Raw genomic sequence first — 17,973 nt, forward strand, 5'->3', positions numbered from 1 at the left:
AGCTACTCCCGCACCTTCCCCTGCGAGTCGATCAGGCTCAGCTCGACCAGCTTGGAGCCCGTGCGCTCGTCGGCGAAGTGCACGCGGAAGCCGCCCAGGCTCACGTCATCCATGGTGGCGAGGGACTTCCTGAACTTGGCGCGGCTGGGCTCCTTGCCGGAGCGGCGCAGCGCCTCGGCGTACGCGCGCGCCGCGATGTAGCCCTCCAGCATGTAGACGTTCGTCTTGCCGAGTTTGGCCGCCTGCGCTTCCTGCATCAGTTCGCGCACGACCGGAATGCGCGCCGTGTCGCTCTTGGGCACGACGCGCACGACCACTACGCCCGCGCCCTGCGGGCCGAGCTCTTCGGCCAGGAGACTTTCGCCCGTGTTGGAGAACCCGTAGATCGGCCCGCGGAAACCCTTGGCACGCAGGTCGCGGATCGCGCCGGCGGCGCCGTTCGCGTCGCCGATCACGAGCACCGACTGCGGTCCCGCGGCCATCGCCTTGTCCACGGCCCCGGCGACCGAGCCGGACTGGAACGGGGCATTGGCCACCACGTTCGCCCCGGCGCTCGTCATGGTGCGGATCGCGGAATCGAGCGCCGCCGTCGACTCGCTGTCGTTGGCGTGCAGGATCGCGAGCTTCCTGGCGGCGCCCAGCGTGTCCGCATGGCGGGCGATGGCCGCGGCCTCCTCGGCGTAGCCGGGGCGGACGGAATACACGTTCGGGTAATTGGCGCCGCGGAATTCGTCCGCCGCGGCCATGGGCGCGAACATCAGGATGTCGCTGTCCTTGATCATCGGGTAGACCTCGGTCACCTGCGGCGAGCCGTAATAGCCGAAGAGCGAGAAGACCCCCTGGTCCAGGAGCTTCTTCGTGTTCTCCGCGGCGAGCTTGGCGTTGCCGTGGTCGTCCAGCGTCATCAGCTCGATCTTGCGGCCGTTGATCCCGCCGCCGGCGTTGACCCGGTCGAAGTACAGCTTCGCGCCATTGTGGAAGGGCACGGACAGCGAGGAGCCCGGACCGGTCAGGCAGATCGACTGGCCGACGACGATGCTGGCCTTGGTGATGCCTTCATCGGCTTGCGCCGGCAGCCCGCCGGCGACTCCCAACACGGCTACCATCAGGGTAGCGGCCAAGGACCTGCTGAACTTCATGCTTGTCTCCTTCGCGACCTTATTGGATAGCTGGGCCGTTCCGTGAAACCATAGGGTTTACCCAACAATGAACAGCGCCGGCGCCTTATCGAGTGGCAGTGTGATGAATGACTCAACCGTTGTGAAGGGGGCATGCCCGCACGACTGCCCCGACACCTGCGCCTTGCTCACGACGGTGGAGAACGGGGTGGCCGTGAAAGTCCAGGGCAACCCCCAGCACCGGCACACCGACGGCGTGCTGTGCACCAAGGTCTCGCGCTACACGGAGCGGACCTACCACCCCGAACGTGTGCTGCATCCGCTGCGGCGTACCGGCCCCAAGGGCTCGGGCGCCTTCGAGCGGGTCGGCTGGGACGAGGCGCTGGCCGACATCGCCCGGCGCCTGCAGGCCATCGCCGCGCGCGATCCCGAGGCCATCCTGCCCTACAGCTATGCCGGGACCATGGGCCTGGTGCAAGGCGAGAGCATGGCCGCCCGCTTCTTCCACCGGCTCGGCGCCTCCTTCCTCGACCGCACGATCTGCTCCAGTGCGGGGGGCGAGGCACTGGCGTACACGCTGGGCGGCAAGGTCGGCATGAAGGTGGAGTTCTTCGCCGAAGCGAAGTTGATCCTCATCTGGGGCAGCAACTCGATCACCAGCAACCTGCATTTCTGGAAGCTCGCCCAGGCCGCCAAGCGCCATGGCGCGAAACTGATCTGCATCGATCCGCGCCGCACGGAAACCGCGGAAAAATGCCACGAGCACATTGCCTTGCGGCCCGGCACCGACGCGGCGCTGGCCCTGTCGGTGATGCACGAGCTGGTGGTGAACGACTGGCTCGATCACGACTACATCGCGCGCCACACGCTGGGCTGGGAGGCCTTGCGCGAGCGCGCGATGCGCTGGACGCCGGAACGGGCGGCGGAGATCTGCGGCATCGACGCGGCGCAGATCCGCTCGCTGGCCCGCGACTACGGCACGATCCGGCCGGCCGCGATCCGCCTGAACTACGGCATGCAGCGCGTGCACGGCGGCGGCAATGCCGTGCGGGCCGTCGCCTGCCTGCCCGCGCTCACCGGCGCCTGGCGCCACCGCGCCGGGGGCGTGCTGCTTTCGAGCTCGGGCCACTTTCCGGTGGACAAGGCGGCGTTGCAGCGCCCCGACCTGCTGCGCGGGCGCACGCCGCGCACGATCAACATGGCCACCATCGGCAACGACCTGCTGCGCGAAGCCTCGCCCTCGTTCGGCCCGAAGGTCGAGGCGGTGGTCGTCTACAACAGCAACCCGGTGGCGATCGCGCCGCATTCGGCGAAGGTCGTGGCCGGCTTCGCGCGCGAGGACCTGTTCACCGTGGTCCTGGAACATTTCCGCACGGACACCGCGGACTACGCGGACTACATCCTGCCGGCGACCACGCAGCTGGAACACTGGGACATCCACCTCGCCTACGGCCACACCGACGTGCTGCTCAATCGCCCGGCGATCGCCCCGCTGGGCGAGGCGCGACCCAACACGCAGGTGTTCCGCGACCTGGCGAAGCGCATGGGGTTCCTGGAGCCGTGTTTCGAGGAGGACGACGCCAGCCTGTGCGTCACGGCCTACGGCAACAAGGTGGATTTCGGCGAACTGATGGACCAGGGTTTCACGACCTTGCACCTGCCCGACGCGCCCTTTGCCGATGGCGGCTTCGCCACGCCTTCGGGCAAATGCGAGTTCTTCAGCGAGCGCGTCGCCAGCCTGGGGCTGGACGGCCTGCCCGACCACGTCGGGAACTACGAGCAGCCGGGCGCGTCGGATCGTTATCCGCTCGCCATGATCTCGCCGCCGCACCGCAACTTCCTCAACTCCTCGTTCGTGAACGTGCCCAGCCTGCGCGCGAGCGAGGGCGAACCGGTGCTGGAAATCCATGCGAGCGACGCAGCTGCGCGCGGCATCGCGACGGGCAGCACCGTGCGCGTGTTCAACGACCGCGGCGAATACGTCTGCAAGGCCGAAGTGACGGAGCGCGCGCGGCCGGGCGTCGTGAACGGCCTGGGCGTGTGGTGGCGCAAGTTCGGCCTCGCCGGCACCAACGTGAATCAGCTCACCAGCCAGAACCTCACCGACATCGGCCGCGGCCCGGTGTTCTACGACTGCCTGGTCGAAGTCGCGAAGGCGTGATCTCGAAACGTGCCATGACGTGGGCGGCGCTGGCCGTCTTCGGGTCTGCGGCCCTGGCGCTGTCCGGCTGCTCCAACCTGGGTTACTACTGGCAGACCGCGACCGGCCACCTGCGCGTGATGGGCGCGGCGCGTCCCGTGGACGACTGGCTCGTGGACGGCATGGCGCCCCAGAAGCTGAAGGCGCGCCTGGCCCTGAGCCAGCGCATCCGCAAGTTCGCCTTCACGCAGCTGAAGCTCCCCAGCAACCCGAGCTACAGCCGCTATGCGGACCTGCATCGCAATGCGGTCGTGTGGAACGTGGTGGCCGCACCGCCGTACTCGATCGAACTGAAGAAGTCCTGCTTTCCCGTGACCGGCTGCGTGGGTTACCGCGGCTACTTCGACGAGACCGAAGCCCGGGCGGAAGCCGCGCGCCTGGTCAAGGACGGCCTGGAGGTGAGCGTGTATCCGGTGCCGGCCTATTCGACGCTCGGCTGGATGAACTGGGCGGGCGGCGATCCGTTGCTCAACACCTTCATCAACTACCCGGAAGGCGAACTGGCGCGCATCATCTTCCACGAGCTGGCGCACCAGGTGGTCTACGCCAAGGACGACACGATGTTCAACGAGTCGTTCGCGACGGCGGTGGAACGCATCGGCGGCGAAATGTGGCTGAACACGCAGGCCAACGAACAGGCGCGCATCGACTATGCGCAGTACGACGGCCGGCGCAACCAGTTCCGGGCGCTCACGGCCGACACGCGCAAGCGGCTGCAGGACATCTACGAGCACACGAGCGGTGAGGAGCGCGAGCGCCTGAAGCAGGAGGCGATGCGCGATTTCCGCGAGCGCTACGCGAAGCTGAAGGCCACCTGGCCCGGCGACCCCACGCGCTTCCGCTCCTACGACCGCTGGGTGGCCGAGGCGAACAACGCGTCCTTCGGCGCGCAGGCCGCGTACGACGAGCTGGTGCCCGGTTTCGAGGCGCTCTTCGTGCGCGAAGGGCGCGATTTCCAGCGGTTCTATGATGCAGCCAAAAAGCTGGCCGAGCTGCCCAAGAAGCAGCGTCATCAAATGCTCAAGGAGATCGCCGGTGCCTGACATCCACATCACGCGTGAGCACGCGCTGGGCCTTGCTGCCGCGCGCAAGCTGGCGTTCCGCTGGGCCGAGGAGGCCGAGGAGCGCCTGGGCATGGAATGCGTGTACGAGGAGGGCAAGGCCTCGGACCTGGTGTCCTTCACGCGCTCGGGCGTCAACGGCGAACTGAAGGTCACGCGGGACCGCTTCCAGCTCGATGCGCGGCTGGGCGTGCTGCTCGGCGCGTTCAAGGAACGCATCGAGACCGAAATCGTGAAGAACCTGGACGAGCTGCTCGCGCACGAGGAGCCGCTCAAGGCCTTCGACAAGAAGGCTGCGAAGAAAAAGAAGGCCTGATCCCATGGCCGGCCCGCTCGAAGGTCTCAAGGTCCTCGAAATGGGGCAGCTGATCGCCGGCCCGTTCGCGGCCAAGACGCTGGGCGATTTCGGCGCGGACGTGATCAAGGTCGAGCCGCCCGGCAGCGGCGACCCCCTGCGCCACTGGCGCATGCTCAAGGACGGCACCTCCGTGTGGTGGCAGGTGCAGTCGCGCAACAAGCGCTCGATCGCGCTGGACCTGAAGGACGGCCAGGCGCAGGAGATCGTGCGCAAGCTCGCCCGCGAGAGCGACGTGCTGGTCGAGAATTTCCGCCCGGGCGCGCTCGAGGCCTGGGGGCTCGGGCCCGAGCAATTGCTCGAGGCGAACCCGCGCCTGATCGTGCTGCGCATCAGCGGCTACGGTCAGACCGGGCCGTACCGCGACCGGCCGGGTTTCGGCGTGGTGGCCGAGGCGATGGGCGGGCTGCGCCACCTCACGGGCGAGCCGGGCCGCGTGCCCGTGCGTGTGGGCGTGTCCATCGGCGACACGCTGGCATCGCTGCACGGCGTGATCGGCATCCTGCTCGCCCTGCAGGAGCGGAACAGGAGCGGGCGCGGACAGGTGGTCGACGTCGCGCTGTACGAAGCCGTCTTCAACTGCATGGAGAGCCTGCTGCCCGAGTACAGCGCGTTCGGCGCGGTGCGCGGGCCGGCCGGCAGCGCCATGCCCGGTATCGCGCCGACGAACGCCTATCGCTGCAGCGACGGCGGCTACGCGATCGTCGCGGGCAACGGCGACAGCATTTTCAAGCGCCTCATGGGCGTGATCGGCCGGCCCGACCTGGCCGGCGATCCGGAACTCGCCAACAACGCCGGGCGCGTGCAGCGCGTCGAGGAGATCGATGCGGCGATCGGCGCCTGGACGGCGCAGCGCACCGTCGGCGAGGTGCTCGCCGCGCTGGAGGCGGCTTCGGTGCCGGCGGGACGCATCTACACGGTGGCCGACATCGCCGCCGACCCGCATTACCGCGAGCGGGGCATGTTGCAGGACGTGGAAATGGAAGACGGCAGCCGGCTGATGGTGCCCGGCATCGTGCCCAAGCTCTCGGCGACGCCGGGCGCGCAACGCACCAAGGCGCCGAAGCTGGGCGAGGATACCGACGAAGTGCTGCGCGAGATCGGGCTCGGCGCGGAGCAGATCGCGCAGCTGCGTGCGCGCGGCGTGATCAGCTGAGCGATTCGATCAGGTCGACGTACTGCTGCATCGCGTCGTCCCTCGACGTGCCTTTCACGCCGTTCCACGCGTCCCATTTGGCGCGGCCGACCATGTCGCCGAAGCCCGGCTTCTTGTCGGCGTTGTCGCCGGCCGTGGCCTGCTTGTACAGCGCATAGATCTTCAGCAGCGTGGCGTTGTCGGGCCGCTCGCTCAGGTTCTTCGAATTGGCGACGGCGGCTTCGAATCGGGCTTGCAGGTCGGCCATGAGGGTCCTTGGCAATTCAGGTTGGGGTGACGGGTCTACCCGCGGCGCGGGCGCTGCGGTATGGTCGCGGTATCTTAAGTCGGCGCGCGCCGGTGCAGTAGGGGCACGCGTCCAGAACGTGAACGGAGACAGGCCATGGTGACCCGCATCGTCGCATCGAAAGTGGCCCGCGCGGCCACCGGCGTGCTGGGGCTGGCGGGCGAGCGCATGTCCAAGGTCGACACGGCCTGGTTGCGCATGGATTCGCCCAGCAACCTGATGGTGATCGTGGGGGTCTGGACGCTGAAGCCCGCCATCCGGTACGGGGACCTGTGCCAGCGCGTGCAGGAGCGGCTGCTCAAATACGAGCGCTTCCGCCAGCGGGTGGTCGAGGATGCGGCCGGTGCCACCTGGGTCGAGGACAGCGACTTCGATATCCGCCATCACGTCGTGCGCGAGAAGCTGCCCCGGCACCGCGATGCTTCGGCCCAGGCCGCCCTCCAGGACCGGGTCGGTCAGCTCGCGATGGAGCCGCTGGACCGCGCGCACCCGCTGTGGCGCATCCACCTGGTCGAGGACTACGACGGCGGCAGCGCGATGATCGTGCGCATCCACCACTGCATCGCCGACGGCATCGCGCTGATCGCGGTGACGATGTCGCTGGTGGACGGCGGCGCGCCGCCGCCCGAGCGGCGGCGCAAGCAGGCCGCGGCGTCTCCCGAGGACTGGATCGCCGACACGCTGATCAAGCCCCTCACCGACATCGCCGTGAAGGCGTTCGGCATGGGATCGTTCGACATGGCCAAGCTCGGCCTGCAGGTCGTCAACGACGCCGCGGCCATGCTGCTGATGCCCGACGATTCGAAGACGCGCCTGAAGGGCAAGCCGGGCCGCCGCAAGCGCGTGGCCTGGTGCCCGCCGGTGCCGCTGGACGAGGTGAAGGCGGTGGGCCGCGCGCTCAATTGCTCGGTGAACGACGTGCTGCTGTCGTGCGTGGCGGGCGCCATCGGCGAATACCTGCGCGGGCTAGGCGACGACGTCGCGGGCCAGGAGATCCGCGCGATGGTGCCGGTGAACCTGCGGCCGATGGAGGAAGCCCACAAGCTCGGCAACCGCTTCGGCCTGGTGCCGCTGGTGCTGCCGATCGGCATCGAGAACCCGATCGAGCGAATTTACGAGGTGCGCCGGCGCATGAACCAGCTCAAGGGCAGCACGCAGCCGGTGCTGGCCTTCCTGGTGCTGGCGATCTCGGGCCTCTTGATCAAGCCGGCGCAGGACGCGATCACGGGGCTGTTCGGGCGCAAGACGACGGCGGTGATGACCAACGTGCCCGGCCCGCGCGAGAAGCTCAAGCTCCTGGGGGCGACGCTGGAGCAATCGATGTTCTGGGTGCCGCAGTCGGGCGACATCGGCCTGGGCGTCTCCATCCTGAGCTACGGCGGGGGCGTGCAGTTCGGCGTGATCACCGACACTGCCCTGTGCCCGGAGCCGCAGAAGATCATCGACGAGTTCGAGCCCGAGTTCGCGAAGCTCTCGCTGGTGACGCTGATGCTGCCCTGGGGCGAGTGATCGCTCAGGAGGACTGTTCTTCCTTCGCCTTCAGGCGATCGTGCTCTTCCTGGTAGGGCTCGCCGAGGTCCTTCAGTTCCTGCCGCGGCAGGATGCGACGCGCAAGCGGGAACCACTTGTCCTCTTCTTCCTTCAGGTGGTGTTCGAGCTTGTGCACGAGCGCGCCGAGCTGCTCCAGCCATTCGGCCGAGCCCTGCTCGAGCTTGTCGATGCACTCGACCATCTCGTCCATTTCGTGGTGTTCCGCGATGCCATGCCGCGCGGCTTCCACCGCCTCGTCGTGTTCCATCAGCGGAATGTAGAAAGCGCGTTCTTCCGCCGTCTCGTGCGCGGAGAGTTCGGCCTTGAGCTGCTCGAAGTCCTGCGTGCGCTGCTTGCGCTCGCCGATATCCGACAGCAATCGCCGGGCGATGGAGCGCTGCAGCTCGTGGCTCTTCAGGAGGGCGTCGAAGATGTCCATGGCCGCGAGGCTACGCGGCCACTGGCGATCTCCGTGTAGGCGGATTCCGGAGCCTACTCGTCGAGCTCGGCCTTCGCGAGCTCGACATCCAGCCGCTCGGTCGCGTCCATCGGCTTGCAGGCGGCGGCCTGCTGGTACAGGCGCGTCGCGTCCTTCATCTTGCGGTCGCCTTCGAGCATCAGCAAGCCGTTGGCGTACTCGATCATCGCGATGGCCGACCCGGGATGGATTTCCAGGGCCTGCTGGAACAGGCGCAGCCCCGCGTCCTTCTTGGCGCCGTAAGTCATGCCGCCTATCAGCGCGCCGACCTTGTCGATCACCTCGGCATGGAAGGCGCCGAGTGCGACATGCGCGTCGGCGTGGCGCGGCTGCAGGCGGATCGTCGTCTCCAGCGCTTCCTTCACCCTGTTGCCCAGCCCTTGCGCCAGCGCCTTGGCCACGCTGATGCCCTGGCTGTAGCGGCCGAGCGCGTAGGCCTGCCAGTACCACGCGTTGGGATTGCGGTCGTCCTGCGCGACCTGCTGCCGCGCCCGCTCGGCGACTTCCATCAGCAGCTCGAGCTTGACCCGTTCCTTCTTCTCCAGGTAGTTCGCATAGATGGCCGTCGCCTTGTTGGCAACCGTGATGCCGGCATCGCCGGCCCTCAGGCCGGCCTCGGCCGCGCGCTGGAATTCGCCGTTGTGGAACAGCGTCCAGGCCTGCAGCACGTCGCCGTTCTCCGGCAACGGCTCGGCGTCCCCCGCGTGCAGCCGCTTCCAGTGCTTCTTCACGCTGGCCGCGTCGTAGCTGAACTCGCCGGCATGCGGAAATGCCGTCCACTTGGCCATCGTTGTCTCCATGTCCTTGTTCTTCCTTCCTACCGGTCCGCCGGTGGACTGTTGTAGGCCGTCACCAGCTTCAACAGGTGCAGGCGCTGGCCCGGTTCGAGATAGGGTACCAGCAGATTGAGCACGTGGTGAGCCCCGCGCAGCAAAGCCAGTTGCGCGCTCTCGGGCTCGAGCGCGCGGCGCGGGTCGCGCACGTACTCGTAGCTGAGCCAGTAGGTGAGCACGACCACCATGCTGGTGGCCGTCGCCTCGACTTCGCGCGAGTCGATCGAGACGGCGCCGGCGCGGCTCATGCCGTCGAGCATTGCGCGCACCGCCCGCGTCTTGTTCTTCAGCACCCCCTGGAAATGCGTTTCCAGCCGCCGGTTCTTCGACAGCAGGTCGTTCAGGTCGCGATACAGGAAGCGGTATTGCCAGATCAGCTCGAACAGCGTGTGCATGAAGAACCACGCGTCCTCGACGTCGCGCACGCCGTCGCTCGCGTTGAGCAGCTCGCTCAACGCGCGCTCGTAACGGTCGAACAGCGCGTTGATCAGCTCGTCCTTGGCCGGGTAATGGTAGTACAGGTTGCCCGGGCTGATGTTCAGTTCCGCCGAGATCAGCGTGGTCGACACGTTGGGCTCGCCGAAGCGGTTGAAGAGATCGAGCGAGACCTCGAGGATGCGTTCGGCGGTGCGGCGCGGCGCCTTCTTGGCCATTCAGCCTCCGCACGGCCGCCCGAAGGAGGCTGAGGCCCCCTCGGGGGGCAGCGCACTACACGAAGTGAGAAGCGTGGGGGTCCACATATCGTCAGGCGGCTTGCAAGGCGCGCCCGAGTTCGTCGAGCGTCGAGTGCAGCGTGGCGACAGCGCCTGCGATGCGCGTCTTCGGTTTCTGCGGCGTGACGAGATGGCGGGACAGGTCGGCGAGCGTACGATCGTCGAACGCGATGCCGTGGCGCGCCAGCTTCGGCGCAAGCTCCGCGCGGCGTGAGCGAAGCATCGCGCGCGTCTGCTGGTACGCGTGTTCGGCGAGCTGCTTGCGCTGGCCGTAGCCGAAGGTGTTGGCCAGGTACAGCTCCGGGTCGCCGTGGTCCGGCTCGACCAGCACGATGTGCGTGCGCGGGTACACGCGCTCGTAATGCTTCATGCCCAGCTCCAACCGCGAATGGATCATCGAGCGGAAGGTCTGCGAGAGCACGGCCGGCAAGCCGCCATCCGCCATGCGGGGCGCTTTGAAAGGCACCAGCGGGTTGATGCACAGGAGCAGGTCGAGGCCCTCCTCGAGCGCGACCGACGCGTGCATCGTCTTCTTCAGCGCGCCATCGACGTAGGAGCGCTCTCCGATCCGCACCGGCGGAAACAGGCCCGGCAGCGCGCAGCTCGCCTGCACGGCCCTGGAGATCGGCACGTGGTCCCAGCCCGGGCGGCCGAAGGGGGCGGCTTCACCGGTGTCGAGGTCGGTGGCCACCAGCGTGAGCCGCGTGCGCAGCTCGCGGAAATCGTTGCTGCGGCCCGGACGGGAGAACACCTTGGCCAGCTGCGTGTCCACGAGGTCGTTGGAGAAGATGCCGGTCGGAAGACTCCGCCCGAGGTGCTCGAGCGCATGCGACAGCGAGCGCCGCCCGAGCGTCGCGCGCCACAAGGCCGAAGCCGCCAGCCCCGGGAACATGATCGCGCGCCGCGCCAGTTCGCCCCATGCGGGCACCAGCAGCCAGGCGGGATCGAACACGTCGAGGTCATCGCCCGCGCTCTCGATGAAGGATGAGCAGATCTCGCGCGGGGTCATGCCGTTGGCGAGCGCCGCCGCGATGAAGCCGCCGGCCGACACGCCGACGTAATGCTGCAGGCCGGTGAGCTCCAGCCCGTCGAGCGATTCGTCCAGGGCGCACAGCGCGCCGATCTCGTAGATCGCGCCGAGCGGCCCGCCACCTGCCAGGGCGAGCGCGATGCGCGGGGACTTCCTTGTTCGCGTTGTCATCGGGCCAGTGTAGGCAGCTTGCCGGCCGGCGCCTTGTGCGTTGCAGCAATGCGGACATGAAAAAGGGCGCCGCAGCGCCCCTGGATGCGAAGCGGACGTCGCTCAAGCCGCCTTGCGGGCCGACGCGCGTTTGGCCGGCGACTTCTTCGCGGCCGGCCCCGCGGCCCTGGCCGCGCCGGAGCGGGCGCTCAACTTCGCGACGTTGCGATTGAGTTCGTCGATGCGTGCGACCAGCATGTCGATGTCCTTCGAGGTCGGCACGCCCAGCTTGTTGAGGGCGCGCGAGACGCGGTCCTCGAAGATGTTCTCGAGCTTGTCCCACTGGCCCGAGGCCTTGGAGCTGAGGTCGTTCGCCATGCTGGCCATGCGGCTGGTCGCTTCGGAGAGTTTCTCCTCGGCCGCTGCCTGCGTCTTGCGCTGGATCGCCACGCCTTCCTTCACCAGCGTCTCGAAGACCCTGCCGCCTTCTTCCTGCGCCTTGGAGAACGCCCCGAGGCCGGCCAGCCAGATCTGCTGGGCGGACTCCTTCACCGTGCCGGCGAGCTTCGCGTCGGCGGCGCCGGTCTCGGTGCTCTTCTTCGTCTTCGTGACCATGGTGGCCTCCAGTGAGTTTGCGATGGCTGCAATTTAAGCCCGCCGCGCCGCGCCGTTTAGAGGCCGCCTCCTAAAAGGCTGGACGGCCGGCCCGCTTTGGGCAGAATGGTTCAGGAGAGAGGAGACCCCATGCGATATTTCGTCACCGGTGCCACCGGTTTCATCGGCAAACGCCTGGTCAGGAAGCTGCTCGAGCGCAAGGGCGCGATCGTGCACTTCCTGATCCGCCGGGAGAGCGAAGGCAAGGTCGACGAATTGCGCGAGTACTGGGGCGTCGGCGCCGCACGTGCGATCCCCGTGTTCGGTGACCTCACGCAGAAGAAGCTGGGCGTCGCGGCCGACGACGTGAAGAAGCTCAAGGGCGAGGTCGACCACTTCTACCATCTCGCCGCCGTCTACGACCTTTCGGCCGACGAGGACAGCCAGGTCGCCGTGAATATCGAGGGCACGCGCCACACGGTCGAATTCGCCAGGGCAATCGACGCGGGCCACCTGCACCACGTCTCGTCGATCGCCGCCGCGGGCCTGTACGAAGGCGTGTTCCGCGAGGACATGTTCGACGAGGCCGAGAACTACGACCACCCGTACTTCCGCACCAAACACGAGAGCGAGGGTATCGTGCGCAAGGAAGCCAAGGTGCCGTGGACGGTGTACCGCCCGGCGATGGTGGTCGGCGATTCGCGCACGGGCGAGATGGACAAGATCGACGGCCCGTACTACTTCTTCAAGCTGATCCAGCGCATGCGGCAACTGCTGCCGCCGTGGATGCCGACGGTGGGCCTGGAAGGCGGGCGCGTGAACATCGTGCCGGTCGACTACGTCGTGGATGCGCTCGACCACATCAGCCACAAGGAAGGTATCGACAAGCGCTGCTTCCACCTGGTCGATCCGGTGGGTTACCGCGTGGGCGACGTGCTGGACATCTTCAGCCGTGCGGCGCATGCGCCGAAGATGAGCCTGTTCATCAACGCGGCGCTGCTCGGGTTCATTCCCCGAAGCGTGAAGAAGGGCCTGATGGCGCTCGCGCCGGTGCGCCGCATCCGCAACGCGGTGATGAAGGACCTGGGCCTGCCCGAGGACATCCTCGAATTCGTGAACTACCCGACGCGCTTCGACGCGCGCGATGCGCAAGCCATGCTGAAAGGCTCCGGCATCGAATGCCCGAACCTGAAGGACTACGCCTGGCGCCTGTGGGACTACTGGGAGCGCCACCTCGACCCGGACCTGCACATCGACCGCACGCTCAAGGGCACGGTGGGCGGCAAGGTGGTGCTGGTGACGGGCGGATCGTCAGGCATCGGCCTGGCGGCCGCGCACAAGTTCGCCGAGGCGGGCGCGGTCACGATCATCTGCGGCCGCGACCAGGACAAGCTGGACGAGGCGTGCGCGGAAGCCAAGGCCAAGGGCTACCAGTTCGTCGCCTACCCCGCCGACCTGTCGGACATGGCCGACTGCGACCGCTTCGTGCAGCTGCTGCGGGCCAAACATGGCGGCGTCGATTTCCTGATCAACAACGCCGGCCGTTCGATCCGCCGCGCGATCGAATCGAGCTGGGACCGCTTCCACGATTACGAGCGCACCATGCAGCTCAATTACTTCGGCTGCCTGCGCATCACCATGGGCCTGCTGCCCGGCATGGTGGAAAAGCACCGGGGCCACGTCGTCAACATCAGCTCGATCGGCGTGCTGACGAACGCGCCGCGCTTCTCGGCGTACGTCGCCTCCAAGGCGGCGCTGGACGCGTGGACGCGTTGCGCGGCGAGCGAGTTCGCCGACCGCGGCGTGACCTTCACGACCATCAACATGCCGCTGGTGCGCACGCCGATGATCGCGCCGACCAACATCTACAACAACGTGCCCACGCTCTCGCCCGAGCAGGCGGCGGACATGATCGCCGAAGCCTGCATCCTGCGGCCGGTGCGCATCGCCACGCGCCTGGGGGTCTCGGGCGAGGTGCTGCACGCCCTGCTGCCGCGGGTCGCGCAGATCGTGATGAACACGAGCTTTCGCATGTTCCCCGATTCGTCGGCGGCGAAGGGCGAGAAGGTGGCGAAGCCGCAGCTGTCGCCGGAGGCGATCGCGCTGCAGGAGATGATGCGGGGCATCCACTTCTGATGAAGTCGTCCTCCGGTTTCAACATCGAGCCGCTGTGCGCCATCGCGCGCGAAGCCGGACGGCAGATCCGCGCACTGTATGACCCGCACGCGGCGCACTGGTCGAAGAACGACAACACGCCGGTGAGCCAGGCCGACCTGCGGTCGCACGAGGTGATCGATTCGGGCCTGCGCGCGGCGTTTCCCGGCATCCCGGTGTGGTCGGAAGAGGGCCCGTCACTCGCCAACGGTCCGGCCTGCGCGGAGCTTTTCCTCGTCGATCCGCTCGACGGCACCAGGGAGTTCCTGGCCGGCAGCGATGAATTCACGGTCAACATCGCGCTCGTGCGCGGGGGGCGGGCCGTGGCCGGCGTGGTGTTCGTGCCGGCGCTCGACCAGCTGTATTTCGCCGCGCAGGGACGAGGAGCGTTTCGCCGCGATGCCGGCGGCGAAACGCGCCTGCGCACTGCAGCGCCCCTGCCGGGTCAACCGCTGCGCGTGATCGGCAGCCGCTCGCATGGCGGGCCGGCGCTTGAAGCGTGGCTGCAGCAGCTGCGCGTGGAGCACACCTTCGTTCCCGCGGGCAGTTCACTCAAGTTCTGCCGCATTGCCGAAGGTGCGGCTGACGTCTATCCCCGGCTGGGACCCACCTGCCAGTGGGATACGGCGGCGGCGCAAGCCGTGCTCGAATGTGCCGGCGGCGTCGTGCTCGATGCCCATGGGCGGGAGCTGACGTACGGCGCGGACCGGCCGGTGCTCAATCCGTTCTTCGTCGCGCTGGCGCGGCGCGGCATGGACGTCCCTTCGATCGCCTGAGCGCTGTATCCGGATGTGACCCGGCGCACAGGGTTCAACCTGTTGCGTATGGGATAATCGCGGGCCCACGGAGACGGCGCCGCCACTCCATCTGCGCCAGTGAAACAAGACCATGATCCTCGTGACCGGAGGCGCCGGGTTTATCGGCTCCAATTTCGTCCTCGACTGGCTGACTGCGGGTAACGAGCCCGTCATCAACCTCGACAAGCTCACCTACGCCGGCAATCCGGAGAACCTCGCATCGCTGCGCGGTGACTCGCGCCATGTCTTCGTGCAGGGCGACATCGGCGACCAGCAGCTCGTATCGGACCTGATCGCCCGCCATCGACCGCGCGCGGTCGTCAACTTTGCGGCCGAATCGCATGTCGATCGCTCCATCCACAGCCCCGGCACGTTCATCGAGACCAACGTGGTCGGCACCTTCCGGCTGCTGGAGGCCGTGCGCGCTTACTGGAGCGCCCTGGAAGGCGACGCGCGCCAGACCTTCCGCTTCCTGCATGTCTCCACCGACGAGGTCTATGGCTCGCTCGGCCCCGGTGACCCGGCCTTCGCCGAACAAAACCGCTACGAACCCAACAGCCCTTACTCCGCCAGCAAGGCGGGCAGCGACCACCTGGTGCGTGCCTACCACCACACCTACGGGCTGCCGGTGCTCACCACCAACTGCTCGAACAACTACGGGCCCTACCACTTCCCGGAGAAGCTGATCCCGCTGATGATCGTCAACGCGCTGGCCGGCAAGAACCTGCCGGTTTACGGCGACGGCATGCAGATTCGCGATTGGCTGTACGTCAGCGACCATTGCAGCGCGATCCGGCGCGTGCTGGAAGCCGGCAAGCCGGGCGAGGTGTACAACGTCGGGGGCTGGAACGAGAAGCCCAATATCGAGATCGTGCGCACGATCTGCGCGCTGCTCGATGAACTGCGCCCGCGCGGCGACGGGCAGTCGTACACAAAGCAGATCACGTACGTCACCGACCGCCCCGGCCACGACCGGCGCTATGCCATCGACGCGCGCAAGCTCGAACGCGAGCTGGGCTGGAAGCCGGCCGAAACGTTCGAAACCGGCATCCGCAAGACGGTGCAGTGGTACCTGGCCAATCCTGGCTGGGTGCAGCGCGTGCAAAGCGGTGCGTACCGCGAGTGGGTCGAGCGCCATTACGAGGGCGTAACCAAGGCGGCATGAAGATCCTGCTGTTCGGCATGGGCGGCCAGGTGGGCTGGGAACTCCAGCGCAGCCTCGCGCCGCTGGGCGAGGTGATTGCCCTGGGCACGGCCGGCTCGGGCGACCTCGCCGGCGACTTCGGCCAGCCCGAGGCTGTGGCGGCGACCGTGCGTGCCGTTCGGCCCGACGTCATCGTCAATGCCGCGGCTTACACCGCAGTCGACAAGGCCGAAGCAGACCGCGACACCGCGCGCCTGGTGAACACCGTATCGCCTGGCGCGATCGCGCGCGAGGCGCGGGCTTGTGGTGCATGGTTGTTCCATTACTCCACCGACTACGTGTTCGACGGCAGCGGCAGCAAGCCGTGGGTGGAGACCGATCCGACGGGCCCGCTGAGCGTTTACGGTGCGACCAAGCTGGAAGGCGAAGCCGAGATTCGTCGCCAGACCGATCGCCACGTCATCCTGCGCACCAGCTGGGTTTATGGTGCGCGCGGCGGCAACTTCGCCAAGACCATGATGCGGCTGGCCAAGCAGCGGGATCGCCTGTCGGTGGTGGCCGATCAGGTCGGCGCGCCCACGGGGGCCGACCTGCTGGCCGACCTCACGGCCCACCTGGTGCGCGCCACGTCCGCGAACCCGGAGTTGGCGGGCGTGTACCACGCGGCCGCCGCCGGCGAAGTGAGCTGGCATGGGTACGCGCAGTTCGTGCTGCAGCAGGCCGCCGCCGCGGGTGTCGCACTCAAGGCCGGCGCTGACGCCATAGACCCTGTGCCCACCAGCAGCTATCCGACGCCCGCCCGCCGCCCGCTCAATTCCCGGCTTGATACCGGCAAGTTGCGGCGGGCTACGGGGCTGGTGTTGCCGGCCTGGCAAGCGGGGGTCGACCGAATGCTGGTCGAAGTGATTTCAGCGGAGGACAACAGGATATGAAGCAACGCAAGGGAATCATCCTCGCCGGAGGTTCGGGCACGCGCCTGCACCCCGCTACGTTGGCCATGAGCAAACAGCTCCTGCCGGTGTACGACAAGCCCATGATCTATTACCCGCTCAGCACGCTGATGCTGGCGGGCATTCGCGACGTTCTGGTGATCAGCACGCCGCAGGACACGCCGCGGTTCACGCAGTTGCTGGGCGATGGCAGCCAATGGGGCATGAACCTGCAGTACGCGGTGCAACCGAGCCCCGACGGTCTCGCGCAAGCCTTCATCATCGGTGACAAGTTCGTGGGCAATGATCCCAGTGCGCTGGTGCTGGGCGACAACATCTTCTATGGGCACGACCTGCAGGTGCTGCTGAAAAAGGCGGACGAGCAGCAGGAGGGCGCGACGGTCTTCGCCTACCACGTGCAAGACCCCGAGCGCTACGGCGTGGTCGCGTTCAGCCAGGACGGCAAGGCCAGCAGCATCGAAGAGAAGCCCGCACAGCCGAAGAGCCATTACGCGGTGACCGGCCTCTACTTCTACGACAACCAGGTGGTGGACATCGCCAAGGCGGTGAAGCCCAGCGCTCGCGGCGAACTGGAGATCACGGCGGTGAACGCCGCCTACCTGGAAAAGCAGCAGCTGTCGGTGCAGATCATGCAGCGCGGCTATGCGTGGCTGGACACCGGTACGCATGAAAGCCTGCTGGAGGCGGGACAGTTCATCGCGACCCTGGAGCACCGGCAGGGCTTGAAGATTGCCTGCCCGGAAGAGATCGCTTGGCGCGCCGGCTTTATCGACGGCGCGCAGCTCGAGCGGCTGGCCGAGCCGTTGAAGAAGAACGGATACGGGAAGTACCTGCAGCACGTGCTGCGTGAAGGGAGCCGGGCGCTATGAAGGTCACGCGCACTGAGATTCCGGAGGTCCTCATCATCGAGCCCAAGGTGTTTGGGGACGCGCGCGGCTTCTTTTTTGAGAGTTACAACGAGAAGGTCTTCCGTGAGGCAACGGGACTGGATGTGCACTTTGTACAGGACAACCATTCTCGCTCGGTCAAGGGGGTGCTTCGGGGCCTCCATTACCAGGTGACGCAGCCCCAGGGCAAGCTGGTGCGGGTCGTGCAGGGCGAGGTGTTCGACGTGGCCGTGGACCTGCGCCGCAGCTCGCCCAGCTTTGGCCGCTGGGTGGGTATGTCTCTGTCTGCCGAGAACAAGCGGCAGATGTGGATCCCGGGCGGCTTCGCCCACGGCTTCCTTGTCGTGAGCGAGTCGGTCGAGTTCCTCTATAAGACGACCGACTATTACGCTCCCCAGCACGAGCGCTGCATTGTCTGGGATGATCCCGAGATCGGTATTCGGTGGCCAGCGGGGCTGACGCCCCAGCTTTCCGCCAAGGACAGTGCGGGCGTGCATTTGCATGACGCAGAGGTGTTTGCGTGAACCCTCACGCGGC

At 67.3% G+C, this 17,973-nt stretch carries 18 protein-coding genes; 11 read left to right on the plus strand and 7 right to left on the minus strand.

Going from position 1 to position 17,973, the window contains the following annotated elements; translation table 11 throughout:
* Positions 1 to 2: 2 nt before the first annotated feature.
* Positions 3 to 1,139 (minus strand): ABC transporter substrate-binding protein, encoded by a 1,137-nt coding sequence (locus AC3EF3_RS02235; protein ID WP_488530529.1) that lies wholly within the window; start codon positions 1,137 to 1,139, stop codon positions 3 to 5.
* 103 nt (positions 1,140 to 1,242) lie between these two features.
* Between AC3EF3_RS02235 and AC3EF3_RS02240 the strand changes: the two genes are divergently transcribed.
* Genes AC3EF3_RS02240 through AC3EF3_RS02255 form a run of 4 tightly spaced genes read left to right on the plus strand, consistent with a single transcriptional unit; the run spans position 1,243 to position 5,890 of the window.
* A complete protein-coding gene (locus AC3EF3_RS02240; protein WP_488530530.1) occupies positions 1,243 to 3,279 on the plus strand; it encodes a molybdopterin-containing oxidoreductase family protein in 2,037 nt (678 codons plus the stop codon).
* 14 nt (positions 3,280 to 3,293) lie between these two features.
* The gene (locus tag AC3EF3_RS02245; protein WP_488530531.1) at positions 3,294 to 4,361 is read left to right on the plus strand and encodes an aminopeptidase; all 1,068 of its coding nucleotides are present in this window, start codon (positions 3,294 to 3,296) and stop codon (positions 4,359 to 4,361) included.
* Complete coding sequence (locus AC3EF3_RS02250; RefSeq protein ID WP_488530532.1) at positions 4,354 to 4,695, plus strand: polyhydroxyalkanoic acid system family protein; 342 nt, start codon at positions 4,354 to 4,356, stop codon at positions 4,693 to 4,695. The genes AC3EF3_RS02245 and AC3EF3_RS02250 overlap by 8 nt, the downstream gene beginning before the upstream one ends.
* Positions 4,696 to 4,699: 4 nt before the next feature.
* Positions 4,700 to 5,890, plus strand: coding sequence for a CaiB/BaiF CoA transferase family protein (locus AC3EF3_RS02255; RefSeq protein ID WP_488530533.1), 1,191 nt, complete (start codon positions 4,700 to 4,702; stop codon positions 5,888 to 5,890).
* Here AC3EF3_RS02255 and AC3EF3_RS02260 read toward each other — a convergent pair.
* Positions 5,883 to 6,137 carry an acyl-CoA-binding protein gene (locus AC3EF3_RS02260; protein WP_488530534.1) on the minus strand — a complete coding sequence of 85 codons (255 nt, stop codon included), beginning with the start codon at positions 6,135 to 6,137 and terminating at the stop codon, positions 5,883 to 5,885. The genes AC3EF3_RS02255 and AC3EF3_RS02260 overlap by 8 nt on opposite strands.
* Before the next feature lie 135 nt (positions 6,138 to 6,272).
* Here AC3EF3_RS02260 and AC3EF3_RS02265 point away from each other — a divergent pair, with 135 nt between their 5' ends.
* Complete coding sequence (locus AC3EF3_RS02265) at positions 6,273 to 7,685, plus strand: wax ester/triacylglycerol synthase family O-acyltransferase (RefSeq protein ID WP_488530535.1); 1,413 nt, start codon at positions 6,273 to 6,275, stop codon at positions 7,683 to 7,685.
* A 4-nt stretch (positions 7,686 to 7,689) separates the two neighbouring features.
* Here AC3EF3_RS02265 and AC3EF3_RS02270 read toward each other — a convergent pair whose 3' ends face one another.
* The 5 genes from AC3EF3_RS02270 to AC3EF3_RS02290 form a co-directional block, all read right to left on the minus strand.
* Positions 7,690 to 8,145 carry a hemerythrin domain-containing protein gene (locus AC3EF3_RS02270; protein WP_488530536.1) on the minus strand — a complete coding sequence of 152 codons (456 nt, stop codon included), beginning with the start codon at positions 8,143 to 8,145 and terminating at the stop codon, positions 7,690 to 7,692.
* Between the two features lie 53 nt (positions 8,146 to 8,198).
* Positions 8,199 to 8,972: a hypothetical protein gene (locus tag AC3EF3_RS02275; protein WP_488533717.1), complete on the minus strand. Its 774-nt coding sequence runs from the start codon at positions 8,970 to 8,972 to the stop codon at positions 8,199 to 8,201.
* 29 nt (positions 8,973 to 9,001) lie between these two features.
* Positions 9,002 to 9,670: a TetR/AcrR family transcriptional regulator gene (locus AC3EF3_RS02280; protein ID WP_488530537.1), complete on the minus strand. Its 669-nt coding sequence runs from the start codon at positions 9,668 to 9,670 to the stop codon at positions 9,002 to 9,004.
* Positions 9,671 to 9,761: 91 nt separating this feature from the next.
* Entirely contained in the window at positions 9,762 to 10,931 is a 1,170-nt protein-coding gene (locus AC3EF3_RS02285; RefSeq protein WP_488530538.1) for a patatin-like phospholipase family protein, read from the minus strand.
* 102 nt (positions 10,932 to 11,033) lie between these two features.
* On the minus strand, positions 11,034 to 11,525 hold the full coding sequence (locus tag AC3EF3_RS02290; protein ID WP_488530539.1) for a phasin family protein: 492 nt from the start codon (positions 11,523 to 11,525) through the stop codon (positions 11,034 to 11,036).
* A 129-nt stretch (positions 11,526 to 11,654) separates the two neighbouring features.
* On the opposite strand from AC3EF3_RS02290, the gene AC3EF3_RS02295 reads away from it, so the two are divergent.
* The 6 genes from AC3EF3_RS02295 to rfbC all read left to right on the plus strand — a co-directional run bounded on the left by AC3EF3_RS02295 (position 11,655) and on the right by rfbC (position 17,960).
* Positions 11,655 to 13,640, plus strand: coding sequence for an SDR family oxidoreductase (locus tag AC3EF3_RS02295; RefSeq protein WP_488530540.1), 1,986 nt, complete (start codon positions 11,655 to 11,657; stop codon positions 13,638 to 13,640).
* Entirely contained in the window at positions 13,640 to 14,434 is a 795-nt protein-coding gene (gene cysQ / locus AC3EF3_RS02300) for a 3'(2'),5'-bisphosphate nucleotidase CysQ (RefSeq protein WP_488530541.1), read from the plus strand. Before AC3EF3_RS02295 ends, cysQ begins: the two co-directional genes overlap by 1 nt.
* A 112-nt stretch (positions 14,435 to 14,546) precedes the next feature.
* Positions 14,547 to 15,620 (plus strand): dTDP-glucose 4,6-dehydratase, encoded by a 1,074-nt coding sequence (rfbB, locus tag AC3EF3_RS02305; protein ID WP_488530542.1) that lies wholly within the window; start codon positions 14,547 to 14,549, stop codon positions 15,618 to 15,620.
* Entirely contained in the window at positions 15,617 to 16,531 is a 915-nt protein-coding gene (gene rfbD, locus AC3EF3_RS02310; protein WP_488530543.1) for a dTDP-4-dehydrorhamnose reductase, read from the plus strand. The genes rfbB and rfbD overlap by 4 nt, the downstream gene beginning before the upstream one ends.
* Complete coding sequence (rfbA, locus tag AC3EF3_RS02315) at positions 16,528 to 17,418, plus strand: glucose-1-phosphate thymidylyltransferase RfbA (protein ID WP_488530544.1); 891 nt, start codon at positions 16,528 to 16,530, stop codon at positions 17,416 to 17,418. Before rfbD ends, rfbA begins: the two co-directional genes overlap by 4 nt.
* Positions 17,415 to 17,960 carry a dTDP-4-dehydrorhamnose 3,5-epimerase gene (gene rfbC / locus AC3EF3_RS02320; RefSeq protein WP_488530545.1) on the plus strand — a complete coding sequence of 182 codons (546 nt, stop codon included), beginning with the start codon at positions 17,415 to 17,417 and terminating at the stop codon, positions 17,958 to 17,960. Before rfbA ends, rfbC begins: the two co-directional genes overlap by 4 nt.
* Positions 17,961 to 17,973 lie beyond the last annotated feature (13 nt).

Source organism: Ramlibacter sp. GS1-15 (genome assembly GCF_057785015.1).

Excerpts from the sequence above, each read along its gene's own strand:
- AC3EF3_RS02235 (WP_488530529.1), bottom strand. The coding sequence starts at position 1,139 with ATGAAGTTCAGCAGGTCCTTGGCCGCTACCCTGATGGTAGCCGTGTTG.
- AC3EF3_RS02240 (WP_488530530.1), top strand. The coding sequence starts at position 1,243 with ATGAATGACTCAACCGTTGTGAAGGGGGCATGCCCGCACGACTGCCCC.
- AC3EF3_RS02245 (WP_488530531.1), top strand. The coding sequence starts at position 3,294 with ATGACGTGGGCGGCGCTGGCCGTCTTCGGGTCTGCGGCCCTGGCGCTG.
- AC3EF3_RS02255 (WP_488530533.1), top strand. The coding sequence starts at position 4,700 with ATGGCCGGCCCGCTCGAAGGTCTCAAGGTCCTCGAAATGGGGCAGCTG.
- AC3EF3_RS02260 (WP_488530534.1), bottom strand. The coding sequence starts at position 6,137 with ATGGCCGACCTGCAAGCCCGATTCGAAGCCGCCGTCGCCAATTCGAAG.
- AC3EF3_RS02265 (WP_488530535.1), top strand. The coding sequence starts at position 6,273 with ATGGTGACCCGCATCGTCGCATCGAAAGTGGCCCGCGCGGCCACCGGC.
- AC3EF3_RS02270 (WP_488530536.1), bottom strand. The coding sequence starts at position 8,145 with ATGGACATCTTCGACGCCCTCCTGAAGAGCCACGAGCTGCAGCGCTCC.
- AC3EF3_RS02275 (WP_488533717.1), bottom strand. The coding sequence starts at position 8,972 with ATGGCCAAGTGGACGGCATTTCCGCATGCCGGCGAGTTCAGCTACGAC.
- AC3EF3_RS02280 (WP_488530537.1), bottom strand. The coding sequence starts at position 9,670 with ATGGCCAAGAAGGCGCCGCGCCGCACCGCCGAACGCATCCTCGAGGTC.
- AC3EF3_RS02285 (WP_488530538.1), bottom strand. The coding sequence starts at position 10,931 with ATGACAACGCGAACAAGGAAGTCCCCGCGCATCGCGCTCGCCCTGGCA.
- AC3EF3_RS02290 (WP_488530539.1), bottom strand. The coding sequence starts at position 11,525 with ATGGTCACGAAGACGAAGAAGAGCACCGAGACCGGCGCCGCCGACGCG.
- AC3EF3_RS02295 (WP_488530540.1), top strand. The coding sequence starts at position 11,655 with ATGCGATATTTCGTCACCGGTGCCACCGGTTTCATCGGCAAACGCCTG.
- cysQ (WP_488530541.1), top strand. The coding sequence starts at position 13,640 with ATGAAGTCGTCCTCCGGTTTCAACATCGAGCCGCTGTGCGCCATCGCG.
- rfbB (WP_488530542.1), top strand. The coding sequence starts at position 14,547 with ATGATCCTCGTGACCGGAGGCGCCGGGTTTATCGGCTCCAATTTCGTC.
- rfbD (WP_488530543.1), top strand. The coding sequence starts at position 15,617 with ATGAAGATCCTGCTGTTCGGCATGGGCGGCCAGGTGGGCTGGGAACTC.
- rfbA (WP_488530544.1), top strand. The coding sequence starts at position 16,528 with ATGAAGCAACGCAAGGGAATCATCCTCGCCGGAGGTTCGGGCACGCGC.
- rfbC (WP_488530545.1), top strand. The coding sequence starts at position 17,415 with ATGAAGGTCACGCGCACTGAGATTCCGGAGGTCCTCATCATCGAGCCC.